This is a genomic window from Paenibacillus sp. SC116 (genome assembly GCF_024733555.1).
Taxonomy (GTDB): domain Bacteria; phylum Bacillota; class Bacilli; order Paenibacillales; family Paenibacillaceae; genus Paenibacillus_B.
Genome location: NZ_JANIOF010000001.1, coordinates 456,264 through 471,276, shown reverse-complemented (window position 1 = coordinate 471,276; position 15,013 = coordinate 456,264). Strand labels below are relative to the sequence as shown.

At 42.3% G+C, this 15,013-nt stretch carries 16 protein-coding genes; 3 read left to right on the top strand and 13 right to left on the bottom strand.

All coding sequences use genetic code 11. The features are described from left to right. Positions 1-47: 47 nt before the first annotated feature. Positions 48-554, bottom strand: coding sequence for a DUF6022 family protein (locus NQ117_RS01840; RefSeq protein WP_258276321.1), 507 nt, complete (start codon positions 552-554; stop codon positions 48-50). A 159-nt stretch (positions 555-713) separates the two neighbouring features. On the opposite strand from NQ117_RS01840, the gene NQ117_RS01835 reads away from it, so the two are divergent. Further along, the gene (locus NQ117_RS01835) at positions 714-1,415 is read left to right on the top strand and encodes a MerR family DNA-binding transcriptional regulator (protein WP_258278134.1); all 702 of its coding nucleotides are present in this window, start codon (positions 714-716) and stop codon (positions 1,413-1,415) included. 58 nt (positions 1,416-1,473) lie between these two features. Here NQ117_RS01835 and NQ117_RS01830 read toward each other — a convergent pair whose 3' ends face one another. The 3 genes from NQ117_RS01830 to NQ117_RS01820 all read right to left on the bottom strand — a co-directional run bounded on the left by NQ117_RS01830 (position 1,474) and on the right by NQ117_RS01820 (position 2,975). After that, on the bottom strand, positions 1,474-2,028 hold the full coding sequence (locus tag NQ117_RS01830) for a GNAT family N-acetyltransferase (RefSeq protein WP_258276320.1): 555 nt from the start codon (positions 2,026-2,028) through the stop codon (positions 1,474-1,476). Positions 2,029-2,102: 74 nt separating this feature from the next. Further along, on the bottom strand, positions 2,103-2,576 hold the full coding sequence (locus NQ117_RS01825; RefSeq protein WP_258278133.1) for a GNAT family N-acetyltransferase: 474 nt from the start codon (positions 2,574-2,576) through the stop codon (positions 2,103-2,105). Positions 2,577-2,627: 51 nt separating this feature from the next. Continuing rightward, a complete protein-coding gene (locus tag NQ117_RS01820) occupies positions 2,628-2,975 on the bottom strand; it encodes a DUF1904 domain-containing protein (protein ID WP_258276319.1) in 348 nt (115 codons plus the stop codon). 198 nt (positions 2,976-3,173) lie between these two features. On the opposite strand from NQ117_RS01820, the gene NQ117_RS01815 reads away from it, so the two are divergent. After that, on the top strand, positions 3,174-4,334 hold the full coding sequence (locus NQ117_RS01815; protein ID WP_258276318.1) for a serine hydrolase domain-containing protein: 1,161 nt from the start codon (positions 3,174-3,176) through the stop codon (positions 4,332-4,334). A 110-nt stretch (positions 4,335-4,444) separates the two neighbouring features. Here the strand turns inward: NQ117_RS01815 and NQ117_RS01810 are convergent, their stop codons facing one another. Further along, entirely contained in the window at positions 4,445-5,203 is a 759-nt protein-coding gene (locus NQ117_RS01810) for an arylamine N-acetyltransferase family protein (RefSeq protein ID WP_258276317.1), read from the bottom strand. Between the two features lie 149 nt (positions 5,204-5,352). Here NQ117_RS01810 and NQ117_RS01805 point away from each other — a divergent pair, with 149 nt between their 5' ends. Then, positions 5,353-6,240, top strand: a complete 888-nt coding sequence (locus tag NQ117_RS01805; protein ID WP_258276316.1) for a LysR family transcriptional regulator — start codon at positions 5,353-5,355, stop codon at positions 6,238-6,240. A gap of 113 nt (positions 6,241-6,353) precedes the next feature. Here the strand turns inward: NQ117_RS01805 and NQ117_RS01800 are convergent, their stop codons facing one another. The 8 genes from NQ117_RS01800 to NQ117_RS01765 form a co-directional block, all read right to left on the bottom strand. Next, the gene (locus tag NQ117_RS01800; protein WP_258276315.1) at positions 6,354-7,574 is read right to left on the bottom strand and encodes an MFS transporter; all 1,221 of its coding nucleotides are present in this window, start codon (positions 7,572-7,574) and stop codon (positions 6,354-6,356) included. 221 nt (positions 7,575-7,795) lie between these two features. Next, a complete protein-coding gene (locus NQ117_RS01795) occupies positions 7,796-8,779 on the bottom strand; it encodes a LacI family DNA-binding transcriptional regulator (RefSeq protein WP_258276314.1) in 984 nt (327 codons plus the stop codon). A 134-nt stretch (positions 8,780-8,913) separates the two neighbouring features. Further along, complete coding sequence (locus NQ117_RS01790) at positions 8,914-9,867, bottom strand: D-ribose ABC transporter substrate-binding protein (protein WP_258276313.1); 954 nt, start codon at positions 9,865-9,867, stop codon at positions 8,914-8,916. A 49-nt stretch (positions 9,868-9,916) separates the two neighbouring features. Next, positions 9,917-10,864 carry an ABC transporter permease subunit gene (locus NQ117_RS01785; RefSeq protein ID WP_258276312.1) on the bottom strand — a complete coding sequence of 316 codons (948 nt, stop codon included), beginning with the start codon at positions 10,862-10,864 and terminating at the stop codon, positions 9,917-9,919. Next, positions 10,854-12,356, bottom strand: a complete 1,503-nt coding sequence (locus tag NQ117_RS01780) for a sugar ABC transporter ATP-binding protein (protein WP_258276311.1) — start codon at positions 12,354-12,356, stop codon at positions 10,854-10,856. Before NQ117_RS01780 ends, NQ117_RS01785 begins: the two co-directional genes overlap by 11 nt. A gap of 31 nt (positions 12,357-12,387) precedes the next feature. Continuing rightward, positions 12,388-12,786 (bottom strand): D-ribose pyranase, encoded by a 399-nt coding sequence (rbsD, locus tag NQ117_RS01775; protein WP_258276310.1) that lies wholly within the window; start codon positions 12,784-12,786, stop codon positions 12,388-12,390. Positions 12,787-12,825: 39 nt separating this feature from the next. Next, positions 12,826-13,734: a ribokinase gene (rbsK, locus tag NQ117_RS01770; RefSeq protein WP_258276309.1), complete on the bottom strand. Its 909-nt coding sequence runs from the start codon at positions 13,732-13,734 to the stop codon at positions 12,826-12,828. A 236-nt stretch (positions 13,735-13,970) separates the two neighbouring features. After that, positions 13,971-14,993, bottom strand: a complete 1,023-nt coding sequence (locus NQ117_RS01765; protein WP_258276308.1) for a serine hydrolase domain-containing protein — start codon at positions 14,991-14,993, stop codon at positions 13,971-13,973. Positions 14,994-15,013: the final 20 nt, after the last annotated feature.

Sequence of the window (15,013 nt, the reverse complement as noted above, 5' to 3'; positions counted from 1 at the left end):
ACATCATCCCTTCATGAAATTCATTTTCTACTAAACAACAACGCCTATCACAAAATTTGAGATCCTGCATCTTTTATTCTCCTCATTTCTTGCACAATACGCTCCTTGTCGCTCACTTCTATCGAATAAATGACAGGTGCAGAAGGAATGTCAAATTTCAGATGGGAATGAGGAATTTCCGTGAGCAAAGTGCCCATCGGCTGGCCACTCTCGTCGCGGACCACGCTCCAAAATATCCTCGATCGATTGTCTTCCGTGCCCCATTTTTCAAGAGAATTGCGGAAAATTAAGCATTTAGCGATAACGAAATCATCTTCCTTGAGTTCCTCCATCAGGCTAAAACCCGCAGCTTCCAATTGCTCGAATAATGGCGTCATTAGTTGGTCTAAATAAACACCATAGGCCGCATCTTCGATCTCAGCAAAAGCAGTCGTCAGTTGCTCATGCAAAGAATCATACAAGCCCTTCCATTCGAACGCAATGTTCTTATTAGCTGCCTCACCCAGTTCTACGATTGTCATGTCTTTTTGGAAAAGTTCGATACGTTTCATCATAAATAACCGCCTCCTATTCATCATTTCAATTCCATTGTAGAACATAGAAGCCAATTGAAAGGTTTTATGAATATAAAGCAGGAAAATGGGTTCTTTTATCGAAAACCTTACAATCAACTTTAATACTGATCATTTTCAAAGGGAGAGACACAATTGACGATGCGTCCTAAAAAACTAGCATCTAAATTCATCATTAGCCCTAGCACCATACGAAATTACGAAACTAAAGGTCTAATTCCCGCTGCGGAACGTTCTGCTAATGGTTATCGTGTTTATACGAATCTGCATGAAGCTTATTTGGCATGTATTCAAGCAATGGCTCCAGCTTTCGGAATGGAAATAACAACGGAGGTATTAAATCTCCTCCAACAAGAAAAGCCTTATGAGGCTTTGTGGGTTGTACGCCAACAAGAAGTTGCCTTGTATGAGGAAAAAGCAAGATTAAAAGCATTAATCGTGGATATAAGGATGTATACTAAAGAAAATCAAACTCGCATAAATGAAAAATGCCTCACCATCAACGAAGTATCTGAAGTGACACAGGTTCCCAAATCAGCGATCCGCTACTGGGAGCAAGCTGGCTATGTAACTGCCGACAGGGATCCTACTAACCGATATCGTGTATATAGCGGATCTCACCTGTTCAAAATCAGGTTGCTGCAACTACTGCAAAACTCCGTTTATTCAGAGGACACCGTTCATTTCAAACAAATGATTGCCTCAGTCGAACATACGGATTTGCCTCAAATCCTAAACCTTGCGGAACATATTCGTTCTTACTTCGATCAAATCATCGAATCTCAGATGCGAGGGATATCCTATTTGTACCCACTACTTCGGTTGACTCAAGCTCCAGAATAGATGGGAATGTAACAGACAGAAAACAGCGGTTCAGCATGCAAAAAGAAGCCGTCCTTATCTAAGGACGGCTTTCCTGATTTCTCGCATGCTCGATTAAATCTTGCGTACTATTAACTTTATACACGTTTGTATACAAGATATCTCTATACAGAACAAACTCCGATTCCGTGAGCGTTTGAGGATAGCTCATCACTTTGAGCGGTATATCGGGTTGCCCTTTCTGAAGAGAAGGCTGTACATATCCAAAGTCATTAAGGTGAAGCCCCAATCGCTCGTAAAATCCTATTCTCCTCTGAGCCAAATCCGTATCAGGCAGCTCAACTTCCAAGATGATAGGCTTTTGTGATCCCGCAATATAATCGGCCATTAATTTTCCACCGATACCACTTCCCCGTCCAGCTGGTGTAACAGCTATATGTTCAACGAAGCGGAACAAAGGAAATTCCCATACAGCCATAAAAGCGACCAATTGATTCGTGTCATTAACTTTTGAAATAATTCGGTAATGAGCATCGCCTAACAATGCCTTTTGTCCCTCATATGTTCTCCGCTCATACTCAGGAAATGATTCTTTCATTATCTGGAAGATAGTCTCAAAATCTGTCTCGCTCATGTATAATGTTCTCCTTATGTAGGCTGCATGTTATTTATTGTCTCGCTAAATTGAAAGAAAAATGAAATGATTTGCTACCTTAATGCTTTTATCATTTTATAGTTTACTAATGTAACGCCTTTTCGTTCTATGTTTTGCTTTTGAACGATCTGGTATCCTCGATTCACAAAAATGGGCTTTGCTGTGATACTTGCTTCCGTACTTAGTTCCATAAGAGCAAGTTTCTTAGCCTCAGATTCAATCACATCCACTAAAGAGGAAGCGATTCCTTGCCTTTGAAAATGTTTGTGAACATATAATCTATCCAAATACCCACTATGGGACATATCAGCAAAGCCAACGATTACATCGTTCATTCGAGCGACAAACGAGATATTGTTGCTTAAAGACTCCATCCATGACTGCTCTCTACGTACTTGTTCTTCCTTCGGTGCCCATACGTCTAGTTGTGCTGGCGAGTAATCTTGAGCATTAATGGAATGTACAGTCTCATAAAACAGCTCCATAATCTCTTTCATGTCAGAGTTTCTAAATCTAATGATTTTTATACTCATCTTTTTTAAAAACCCCCTTGTTTCTTGTATCGATGCAAAGCCGCTTTACTTACTTGTTTGATAAGATGTTTTCCGTAAAGCATTCAATGGCTTACCCTCTTTGTAATAGAGGGAAGGCGACAAGATTACGAAAAAGATGTGTGGATTATGACAATTATACTCGCTCACCTTTGCATGAATCATAGCCGCAACGGCATCATGAATTTCTTGTTCGCGTTGAAACATATAAATTTCTACCGATAACGGTGAATTGGCTATTTGATCAACATGAAGAAGCTCTATTTTTACAATCTCTTGTGGGATATCAACAATCGTTGAAAACTGTTCAATGATAGATGGTGATACTTGCTCAATAATGCTTTTATCAAAACCTTTGAACCTCAAAAATGGCATACAATCAATTCCCCTTCTACATACTTACTATTAGTATACAGCTAATTAACGTACTTTAATATCACTGAATTTTTTCGTGATTTTGAAAATTTGATCTTATTAGCATCAATAATTGTTTTGAATTTGTATACTCACTAATCGTAAGGTACAATGAAAAGTATAGAATTCACACGCACATTTTCGCATCAGGAGGTTTCGATGACATTGAACAATGAACACAAGCAGCAATATGATTTAAGCAAATTAGCTACGATGCTGAACGAAGACCATATCGCGTGGAGCTTTCGAAATATGGACAAGATTATGCCTAAGAACGATATCCATGCGCCCGAACACAAATTTTTGTTTCAAAAGAACGAGCAACCATTGACGGAAATTAACTATGAATTTAATGGCTACAGCAGTAAGGTTGCCGATTACTTGCAGAAGGCTTCTGCTACAGGATTTCTCGTTATTCATGACGATACGATTGTGACAGAGCAATATTATAACGGTTACAACCAACATTCGACTGCAATGTCGATGTCTGTAGCCAAATCGATCGTTTCTGCCTTAGTGGGCATTGCATTGGATGAAGGAGCGTTGAAAGACGTTCATGATCCTATTACTTCCTACCTGCCTGAACTCATAGGAAGCGGCTTTGATGGGGCTAGCATTAAAGATATATTGCAAATGTCATCTGGTGTGCGCTTCAATGAAGATTACAATGATAAAGATGCGGAAATCCACACCTTTTTGAGTGACGTGTTCGGTGAAAAAGCTGTCCCGATCTCGAAATACGTACAGCAGCTCACAAAATTGCAGGAGCCAGGTCATTTTGAATATAAAAGCGTTGATACGCAAGTACTTTGGATGCTGCTAGAAAAAACGACTGGAAACCATGTTTCTGCTTATTTAGAGGAGAAGTTATGGAAGCCATTAGGCATGGAGCAGGATGCTTATTGGAGTACCGATCTGCATGGCAATGAAATCGCATTTACCTTTATTAACGCGACACTTCGAGATTACGCCAAGTTCGGAAGACTCTATTTGCATAATGGCAATTGGAATGGCCGCCAACTTATATCTGAGCAGTGGATTAAAGCATCCGTTACGCCAGACCGCGCAGATTTGATGCCTGGGGCAGCGAATGATTTCTTTGGCTATGGATACCAATGGTGGGCTCCACTCGGAAGCGATGGCACGGAGTTTATGGCGCGAGGCATTTACGGACAGCATATTTATGTGAATCAGAAGGAACATACGGTTATCGTTAAATCTGGGGTTGACCCTACTGTCTTTAATATTCATGATTATGAGGCGGTTACTGCATATCGCACGATCATTGAACATTTGAATAAAGTGGACAAGACTGCATAAGGTAAATAAAAGATGTGTCACATGCTATCGAACTCTTTCTCGTGAAAAGATAAGATAGGATGTGACACATCAACATCATTCAATAAATAGGTATGCTATTGGGCCAACTGTCAAATCGTTAGCTGAAAATGTTGACGAACTGCACCAACAATCTCATTCTCTTCAAGCTTCTGCTTCGTTTTTTGATCCCCATTAACAATGATGAGTGTATTCCCTAACAACGTGATACGACCCTCTTCTGTAACTCGTGAAAGAAAATACATCTTGTTAAACATAGAGTCAGGAGCCGTTTCAGTCAATACACATAAAGGGTGTATCGTTTCCAAATCCCATTGATTCGAAGGAGTATCAAATCGATAAAGCGTTTCAAATTCTTCGTCACTCTTCTTTTGCAAGTAGAACCATGATTGGGATTCGTCTTTACTAACTCGGTACACCCCATCACTATCTATAACCTCTTCCCCATTGAGTGGAACAGGCAGACGTGGGCAGTTGCCTCCAAACCCTACATCGACCAAGTATTCCTTGCCTTCTATCGGCACGATGATGAACATGTGCGCATTTTCAAGCGCCCATACCCCGTTGCCGACATATACGGTTCCTGCCATTAAATTTGGTTTAAAGCCAATCTCATCTAACAAATGATAAAATAATCCGTTTAACTCGTAACAGACGCCTCCGTGTTGATCACGAACCATTTTCTGATAAAGATCCTCTGCCTTTAAAGATAATGGTTTTTTAGAAAGGATGTCTAGATTCTCAAAATGTATGTTAAGTACATGCTGTTTTTGGAGGTGGGACAAATAATCAAGATTCGCCTCCACTCTTTTTTCAGCTTGTATACGATCTAAATATGTTTGTACGTCCATGCGTATCACCTGTCCTTTTCCTATTCATCTTTATTATTGAATGGTGCCGGTACATTTATTATTGTAAAATGAATTGTACATAATGAAAAATATATAAATGTTTATCATATTAATAATGTAAATGATATGGATTAAGGTGGTAACGTACAATGGACTTGCTGCAGCTCAAATATTTTCAGACCGTAGCTCGTACCGAACATATGACGAAAGCAGCGCGAGAGCTGCATATCGCTCAACCTGCCCTTAGTGTGATGATTGCACGTTTGGAAGAGGATTTGGGCGTGAAGTTGTTTGATCGGGTCGGGCGACAAATTCGTCTTAATGTGTTCGGTAAAGCTTATCTTAAACATGTAGACAAAGCTCTTGGTGCGTTAGAAGAAGGTCGTCGTGAAATGGAAGACATGGCAGGCTTGGAACAAGGCAGTATTTTATTAGCCACCACAACTTTACATCGGGTCGCTGATTATTTAGGCCCTTTTCTCTCGCTGCATCCCCATGTAAACTTCCGCATTACTCAAGCCATTACAGAGGAAGTCATGGTTGAGTTGCTGGACAAAGGGGAAATCGACTTTTGTATCGCTACTTCATTGATCGAACAACCTGGCATTTGTAATCTTCCATTGCAGACGGAAGAAATTATGCTGGCTGTGCCATCTACGCATCGTTTTGCGGAGCGCAGCAGTATTCGTCTCAGCGAGGTAGCCAATGATCCATTCATCAATTTGAAAGAGGGATACAGCTTTCGGAGGATTACCGATGAATTTTGCAATAAAGCGGGTTTCATACCGAATCTCATCTGCGAAGGCGATGAACCCGCAGCGATTAGCAGTTTAGTTCGAGCTGGTCTCGGAGTTGCATTTCTGCCAGCAGTCGCAAAGCGAGAACTGCCACCTCTTCATTTGCTTCATATTGAAGAACCGCTATGTCAGTGGACGCCTCATTTAATATGGCTTGAAGAACATTATCTATCCCTTGCGGCACAGGCGTTTCGCAAATTTATAATGGGACATCATGATACAGCACAGTCTGATTTCTAATTGAAAAATTCTAATAGGAAGCACCCAGTCATGGAACAGCGAACAACGACCGGGCGCTTCTTTTCCTAATGGGGACGAATGTGTACAAAGAATGCTTAATCATTCGCATTTTACTATGATTTGGCCTCCCCCGCCTCGACAAGTGCTCTGCTGCCAAACATGGCGAGTCCCTGTGCAAAAAGCAGTATGCCTGTCCCTATTAATATCCACTCGATCGGAATAAGATCAGCGACTGGACCAAATACTAGCATGCTTAACGGCATCATGCTAGTTGACAGCATCCCGTAAACCCCATAGACTCTGCCCATATAATTTTCTTCGACATTTTGCTGCAAGAGGACGTTTGAAGGCGTGTTAAAGAACGGCACAGCGACACCGGTGATCCCAGCGAAAATGAGGTATATCCAAAATAGTGGAACGATGCCAAGAGCGAAGGTACAAATACCAATCGCAACACTCGACAATGCCATCGTGTGTATTTTGTTCTTGAAACCTCCCCAAAAAGCGACTAGAAGCCCTCCTGCTATCATGCCGATGGAAAACACAATTTCAATCGCTGTTAATTTCCACACTTCACTGCCAAAGCTCCGTGTAACCTGCAGTGGTGTTAAAAAAGAAACCGGAGCAACTAATATCATGAAGCATGCGGTATAGATGAAAAAGGTCTTCACGTATCGCTGCTTATTGATGTAGGCAAAGCCAGAGCGCATATCTTCAAAATAGCTAAGAGATTGCTGTTCGGAAACTTTATCATGGTCGGGCACCCGCACGAACAACAGCAAGATAAGCACGGCTATAGCAGCTGTAATCACGTCAATGAATAATATGAATTCGATAGAAGCAATGGTCAGTAAAGCACCGCTCAGCATAGGAGATAGAAGAAAAACGAAGGATTGAAGGCTGTTGTTGATCCCATTTACTTTAGTCAGCTTGTCTGATGGAGTTAATTGGGGAAGTAAGGCTCCGACTGTAGGTGTTTGGACTCCAGCCCCAAATGCGCGGATGGACGATATAACAAAGAGCATCCAGAGTGAATCATAGCCAGCTAGAAATAATATCGCTAAGAGAAGTGTTGACAGCGCAATGGTTGAATCAGACAGCAAGATCAACTTTTTTCGATTATATCGATCGGCCCATACGCCAGCAAACGGAGAAAGTAAGAAAGTTGGTACGAGACCGCAAATGATATAAATCGTTGACATGATACCTGATTGCGTCGTTAGCACGATGTGCCACATGATTGCATACTGAACTAATGTCGAACCGAACATAGAAACCGTTTGACTAGTCATGAATAGCGCAATTGTACGTTTCCAGCTCTTTTCTAGAGCCATGTCCTCACCTCCGTATTACCATCTCATGTTTATTTACATGGAGATCATTTATTCTCTAGTTCAATATGATAACGTAATGAAATCGAAACGCCAAGCACATCCCTACTTTCAATAACATATAAAACATATGAACGTACTAGAAACAGGCCCCACTTTAACTCGTGGAGCCTGCTGGCTGATTCGTTATTGATGTGGCACAATCATTTGTAAATAGAATTACATCAAGTTGTCCCCTTGCGCAGCAGTTCTACATCAAACTCGTAATTTTTACGCTCAACTGGCTCATTGTTAATTAAACGGATTAAGTAATTCATCGCAGTTTCGCCGAAGGAGTAAATTTGCTGGGAGATCGTTGTAATCTCAGGGTACACCATATCCATTCGAATGCCGTCGAAGCCGATTAACTTCACCTGTTCAGGTACCCTAACGCCTAGCTCTATCAGTGCCTTCAATGCTCCGGCCGCCATCAAATCGTTCCCTGCAAATACACCGTCAACATCAGGGTGCTTCTTATAAATGTCCTTCATAGCTTGATAGCCCCCCGCTACCGTAAAGTTGCCGTAACCAATTAGGCTTGGTGTAAACCAGGGAAGCTCCTTGCAAATTTCTTCATAGGCAAGCGTTCTTTCTCTAGATGCATGCACATGCGTAGGACCAGAAATATGAGCAATCTTGCGACTACCAATAGATAAAAGATGGTTAACTGCCATTTCACCGCCATGACGATTGGCCGCTGTAATGGTAACGATCGGATGGTCAGGAAAAGATTTATCGATAGCTACAACCGGGATGGAACGATCCTGCAAAGCAATGATTTGCTCAGGTTGAATCGTATAAGATGAAATAATAATACCGTCAATTTGCTTGTTAATAAGCGTTTCGATATACTGTTTTTCTTTAGCAGGGTTATCGTCCGTGTTGCATAGCACGAGCGTATAACCTTCAGCCGCAGCAGCATCTTCTGCTGCACGAGCGATTTCTGGGAAAAAGGGATTTAAAATATCGGGCACCATCAAGGCAACAGCAGCCGTTTTTTTGCCAGCCAAGCTTCTTGCAATATTGTTTGGCTTGTAGTTTAATTTTTGAATCGCTGCCATAATTGCGATCTCTGCTTCCTTACTCACATAACCGCTTTGATTAAGCAGTCGGGAAACCGTTGCTACAGATACACCCGCTAGCTTGCTAACATCTCTAATTGTCGTCATTCATAACAAAACCTTTCACGAGTAACCTTCCTATAAAGTATACGGAAAGAGCCTTTAAAAAAACAAGTGTGCTACGCTCAAAGAACATAAACACACTTGTTTGTTAGATGTACAACTTATTTTACTAAATTAGATTACTTGCTAGCTGTATCTTTTGTAATGAGCTCAAGTTCGACAGGAATCGAAGCTTCAACCGTCTCACCTTTTGCAATTTTCATTGCCGTTTCGACAGCTAAAGTTCCTATCTTCTCCGGTTTTTGAGCTACTGTTGCACTCAACTTTCCATCAGCTACTTGCTTCACTGCATCATCTGTCGCATCAAACCCAACAACCGTGATGCCCTTTGTACCAGATGCTTCAATTGCCTTAAGTGCGCCTAGAGCCATTTCATCATTGTGTGCGAAGATTGCTTTAATATCTTTGTTTCCTTGTAAAATGTTCTCCGTTACTGTCAAGCCTTTCGCACGGTCAAAATCAGCAGGCTGCTTCGCTACGACTTGAATACCGCTTGATTTTGCTATTTCTTCATTAAAGCCTGCACCACGCTCACGTGCTGCGGAAGAGCCCGGAATCCCTTCAAGCTCAATCATTTTCCCCGTGCCGCCCAACTGCTCAGCAATATGCTTAGCCGCTAGTACGCCGCCTGCTTTGTTATCAGATGCGATATGCGTCGTTACGTTACCACCATCAGATGTGCGGTCGACCGTAATAACCGGAATTCCTGCTGCATTTGCAGATTCAACAGCTGGAATGATAGCTCCTGAGTCTGTAGGGTTAATAATAATAACATCTACCTGCTGTTGGATGAGGTCCTCGATGGAGGACGCCTGTTTAGCTGCATCATCCTGCGCATCAACCGTAATCAACTCAGCTGAACCAGCTGCCGCGGCTTTCTCTGCACCTTCCTTTAACGTAACGAAGAACGGATTACTTTGCGTCGATACGGCTAGTCCAATTTTAATACCATCTGTTTTATTGCCACCTTGTGCAGCTTCATTATTATTTGAGCCGGGTGCCGTTGTTGAACAACCTGCAAGGAGCAGAACTGCCGTCAAACCGATACTTAGTAGTTTAGTTGTCTTTTTCATGTTGTAACCACCCTTTTCATGTAGTATTCATTGTTAGTTTGTTTAGAAGTTAACTATTCGCTTTCTTACGGTCAAGCAAGACTGCCAACAAGATAACCAACCCTTTAACAACTTGCTGATAGAAGGAGGAAACACCTAGCAAATTCAAGCCATTATTCAATACGCCAATAATGAGCGCCCCTACTAACGTACCCACAATCCATCCTTTACCGCCAGATAAGCTGGTACCTCCCAGCACGACCGCTGCAATGGCATCTAGCTCATAGCCCATACCGGCATTTGCCTGTGCAGAGTTCAGACGAGACGTAAGAATAATCCCTGCAAGCGATGCTAGCAAGCCAGTCAGCGCGTACACATAAATTTTAACGCGTCCCGTTTTAATACCAGAAAGAAGTGAAGCTTCTTCATTGCCCCCAATTGCGTATACGTTTCTGCCGAAAGTCGTCTTGCGTAGGATGAAGAATAGTACGGCGAATATCATGACCATGATGATGACTGGCACCGGAATCCCGAAGAAGTAACCTCCACCAACGAGTGTGAAAAATTCACTATTAAATCCGGTTATCGGCCTACCATCCGTATAAACAAGTGCTAAACCGCGGTATATGGTCATTGTCGCCAACGTTGCAATAAATGGTGCTATCTTCGCTTTCGTCACGAGAACACCGTTAATGGTCCCCATTACAGCACCGGAAGCAAGTCCAATCATGATGGCTGTTACTGGGTCCATTCCGCCATTCAACAACCCTGCGGTCAATGCCCCCGATAATGCAAGTGTAGCGCCGACTGATAAATCAATGCCCCCAGTCAGGATAACGAAGGTCATCCCGAACGCGATTAACGCATTAATGGATACTTGGCGGAACACATTCAATATATTGTTGAGAGTCAAGAAGTTAGGACTTGCAATAATTAATATAGCTATAATAATAAGGAGTCCGATGAGTGGACCTAGCTTTTGCAATGTCGATGATAGCTGTTTTTTGTCAGTGGCCATTGCTGCTTCCCCCTGTCGCTGCATGCATAATTGTTTCCTGATTCATTTGTGATTTGTCCAATATCGAAGCGATGTGTCCTTCATGAACGACGATGACACGGTCGCTGACTCCTAGAACCTCAGGCAAATCCGATGAAATCATAATGATGGTGACGCCTTGTTCACTCAGCTCGTTCATCATTGTGTAAATTTCCTTTTTCGCCCCAACGTCTACCCCTCTTGTTGGCTCATCCAGAATAAACACTTTAGGCAGTTCGCCCAGCCATTTTCCAATGGCTACCTTCTGCTGATTGCCTCCACTTAGCGATTTCACGGTCTGTTCGGGATCACGCGTTCGAATATGGAAGCGCTTAATCATTTTCTCAGAAAGCTCTTCTTCCTTCTTGGACGAAATAACACCAGAGTTTGAAATATGCTTGTAGTTGGTTAATGATAAATTTTCACGGACAGACATCCCTAGCACTAACCCTTGATGCTTTCGATCTTCCGTTACGAATACAATTCCTGATTCAATCGCTTTTGATGGACTTGTTATCGATACCTCTTGTCCGTCAATAAAGATTTTGCCCTGCTTTTTCTTGTCGGCTCCGAACAGCATCCGTGCGATTTCCGTTCGTCCTGCTCCCATTAGCCCAGCGACACCTACGATTTCTCCAGCTGCAGCTGAGAAACTAATTCCACTTACCTTCTTACCGTCACTTAAGTTTTCAACCCGCAGTCGTTCAGCGCCGATTTTGCTATTGCGCTCTGGGTAACGCTCGCCAATCTCGCGGCCTACCATCATATGAACAATATGATCAATCGTCGTTTCAGCAATGTTCTCCGTGCCAATAAACGAACCATCTCGTAGTACAGAAATGCGGTCGCACATGAGAAAGATTTCTTCCATTCGATGCGAAATGTAGACGATGCCGACTCCTTCACTGCGGAGCTGGTTCATGATTTTAAACAATGCTTCGATTTCCCGATCCGTCAAAGCCGCAGTAGGCTCGTCCATAATAAGGACCTCGGCATTTTTTGATAGCGCTTTCGCAATTTCGATCATTTGCTGTTGCCCAATTGATAATGTATCTGCCGGTACATCTGGATCGATATCAACACCTAATCGCTGCAAATATTCTCGGGTTCTGCGCTTCATTTCTTTATCCCGTACAAATCCTGTTTTGCCATAAGTAAGCTGTCTACCGAGAAACATGTTTTCCGCTACGGTCAGCTTTGGAATAATGTTTAGCTCTTGATGGATAATCGCGACACCCATTTCTTCAGCTTGCTTCGGATCCGTAAACATGACCTCTTTGTCCTTCACTTTAATCGAGCCGGAGTCCGCTTTGTAAACGCCTGTTAGTATTTTCATCAGCGTCGATTTGCCTGCACCGTTCTCACCCATTAGCGCGTGAATCTCGCCAGGCTTGAGCTGAAACGCAGCACCTTTTAAAACTTGTACGGAAGAAAAGGATTTATAAATGCCTGTCATTTCGAATAATGCTTCCATCTATATCACCCCTTTTGCTAAACAAAAGTTTTTATGAAAAGAAAACACCTGATTGAAGAATAATGTTCGCGTATGGTGTTGCTTCGCCTGTACGTATGACTGCTTTAGCTTGAAAAGTTAATTTTTTAAACTCTTCATGAGAAACTTGATTTATCGAAATATCGCCCAGCAGTCGCTGTGTGCCTTCATAGATTTCTTCATTGTGCTCCGTCATTTCACTTGCAATGGTGACGGATTCGACTTCCATATCGGCTAATACTGCCTCTAATGTATCCAAGTAGGATGGAAGGCCTAGCTTTACAGCCAAATCAATTCGCTGAACCGAATCTGGAATCGGCAGCCCGCAATCGCCAATTACAATACAATCGGTATGACCCATCTTGGCAATCACTGCTGCGATGTCACTATTTAATATGCCAGTTTTTTTCATCGTTAAGTCCCTCTCCAAGTCCTATAATATGTCTAAGTTTCATGATTCCATATATCGTTCCACGTCAGAACGTAAAGGCATGCCGCTCTGTGCTCCAAGCTTCATTACAGATAACGCGCTGGCAGCTACAGCGAACTTCACTGCTTCTTCTAGCGTTGAACCCTCGCTAAGCTTTACCGCCAATGCTCCGTTGAAGGTGTCCCCTGCCCCCGTTGTATCCACAACATCTACTTGTCTTCCTGGTTCATGCTTAATCTGACCATCAGGCGATTTATAAAAGGCTCCGTTGCTTCCGCCTGTCATTACGATGCGATACGGGTACCATTTAATAATGTACTCGAACGATTGTACCTGCTTTTCATCGAGTCCAAGCAATACAGCAAGCTCATATTCATTTGGTGTTATAACATCAACCTGCTTCAACAGCTCACTAGGCAGCTCAATCGCTGGAGCGGGATTCAACATAACGGGAACTTGTAATTCATTTGCAAGCTTAATCGTTGCTTCTACCGTCTCAAAAGGAATTTCCTGCTGCAGCAGGACCATATCAGAATCAGCGATAACTTCCTTTAGCGACACTACATCTTCGGGTAGAAGCCTGTGATTGGCGCCGGGTGTAACAATAATTCGGTTATCGTTATCATATAAGGTTATCGTTGCTACGCCTGTTGTTTGATGTGGAACCGTTTTCACATATTTCGTAGTAATACCTTCTCTATCTAGTGTTTCTAAGAGTTGCTTCGCGAAATGATCTTCCCCTACACAGCCAATCATTGTTACTTGTGCGCCAAGACGGGCACAAGCTACTGCTTGATTAGCGCCTTTTCCGCCGACAAAGCTATAGAAAGCGGTTCCAATTACGGTTTCACCTTGATTTGGAAAATGCTTTGTTTCGTTCACCATGTCTATGTTTAAACTGCCAACAACCGTAATTTTAGGTTTTTTCATGTGTGCACCCCTTGTTTCTATCAAAATGTGCTTTGTTTTGTGTAACCGTTTACACACTGATCATAGTACGCGTAGTATAAATAGTCAATCTCATAAAATGTGGAATTAAGATTCATACCCGTTTTTATTCAGCTGATGTTTTTGTAGTGAACGGATGATGACACAATAAAAATCCATCCTATGACGTATCAGTAGGATGGATTTACCTTTGTATCCATGTGCTTTTCTAATTTACGCTATGCTCTAATTGACGGAATAATAAACTGCTTAATTAGAGTCCATCTATCACTTGGATTCATTACAAAAGAGGATGCAATGGCTACAACGAGGTCCAATTGCGGGATGCAGCAAATGACATTCCCTCCATCCCCTAGTGCTAAGTTTGCACGAACATCAACTTCTTCACGCATCCACCATAGATACCCGTAATGATTGGGATTCATCGCTGTTGATTCATGGATCCATTTTTCTGAAATGATCGATTGATTGTCCCAAACGCCACGATTCAAATAAAGCAAACCAAAACGAGCCATATCCCTAGGACTTAATGTAAGTCCCCATCCTCCTGTAGAATTTCCTTGCGGGTCATGCACCCACCCTTTTACATTTTCCCCAAATAGATCATCGAAGCCAAATGACTCCATTTCATAATTCGAGATTTCTTGCATACCAATCGGCTTAAACAAGTGTTCATTCGCGAACTCTCGTGCATTTTTTCCTGTACTGCGAGTAATAATAGCGGAGAGCAGATGCGCTCCAGCAGTGGAATACTTAAACGTTCCAAGATTTCCTCCTTGGCCAAGCATATTTAGCGTATACGTCACCCAATCAGGCTGGATGCACAGCTTATCCAACGGTTCGCGCCAATCCTCGAATGGATAAGGCACTGTCATCGTAAGCAGATGGCGTATCGTTATTTTCTGTTTCAGATTATCATCAAGATCTGGCATATAATCAGGGAAAAAATCGAGTACCGTTTGATCAATATGTTTGATAAATCCTTTGTCTGTCGCAATACCAATAAGCGCAGATAAAATGCTCTTTGTTACAGAAGCTACATGGTGTGTATCTTCTGGACCATAGCCGTTGTAATACTTTTCGTAGGCTATATATCCATGTCTTGCAATAACTACACCCGTTATATTTCTGTACTCGTATTTGATCTTAGTGTCGAGGTCCGTAAGCTTGTTCACATCCATGTCCAAGAGATCCGGTTCTATAGCTTGCCATGTTGTAGTTGGCCAATCGTTTCTTTTCATGAAATCGTACCTCCCTACAT

Coding starts and splice junctions, on each gene's coding strand:
- NQ117_RS01800 (WP_258276315.1), bottom strand. CDS start 7,574: ATGGCTCTAGAAAAGAGCTGGAAACGTACAATTGCGCTATTCATGACT.
- NQ117_RS01815 (WP_258276318.1), top strand. CDS start 3,174: ATGACATTGAACAATGAACACAAGCAGCAATATGATTTAAGCAAATTA.
- NQ117_RS01810 (WP_258276317.1), bottom strand. CDS start 5,203: ATGGACGTACAAACATATTTAGATCGTATACAAGCTGAAAAAAGAGTG.
- NQ117_RS01790 (WP_258276313.1), bottom strand. CDS start 9,867: ATGAAAAAGACAACTAAACTACTAAGTATCGGTTTGACGGCAGTTCTG.
- NQ117_RS01830 (WP_258276320.1), bottom strand. CDS start 2,028: ATGAGCGAGACAGATTTTGAGACTATCTTCCAGATAATGAAAGAATCA.
- NQ117_RS01785 (WP_258276312.1), bottom strand. CDS start 10,864: ATGGCCACTGACAAAAAACAGCTATCATCGACATTGCAAAAGCTAGGT.
- NQ117_RS01820 (WP_258276319.1), bottom strand. CDS start 2,975: ATGCCATTTTTGAGGTTCAAAGGTTTTGATAAAAGCATTATTGAGCAA.
- NQ117_RS01805 (WP_258276316.1), top strand. CDS start 5,353: ATGGACTTGCTGCAGCTCAAATATTTTCAGACCGTAGCTCGTACCGAA.
- rbsD (WP_258276310.1), bottom strand. CDS start 12,786: ATGAAAAAAACTGGCATATTAAATAGTGACATCGCAGCAGTGATTGCC.
- NQ117_RS01795 (WP_258276314.1), bottom strand. CDS start 8,779: ATGACGACAATTAGAGATGTTAGCAAGCTAGCGGGTGTATCTGTAGCA.
- NQ117_RS01780 (WP_258276311.1), bottom strand. CDS start 12,356: ATGGAAGCATTATTCGAAATGACAGGCATTTATAAATCCTTTTCTTCC.
- NQ117_RS01765 (WP_258276308.1), bottom strand. CDS start 14,993: ATGAAAAGAAACGATTGGCCAACTACAACATGGCAAGCTATAGAACCG.
- NQ117_RS01835 (WP_258278134.1), top strand. CDS start 714: ATGCGTCCTAAAAAACTAGCATCTAAATTCATCATTAGCCCTAGCACC.
- rbsK (WP_258276309.1), bottom strand. CDS start 13,734: ATGAAAAAACCTAAAATTACGGTTGTTGGCAGTTTAAACATAGACATG.
- NQ117_RS01840 (WP_258276321.1), bottom strand. CDS start 554: ATGATGAAACGTATCGAACTTTTCCAAAAAGACATGACAATCGTAGAA.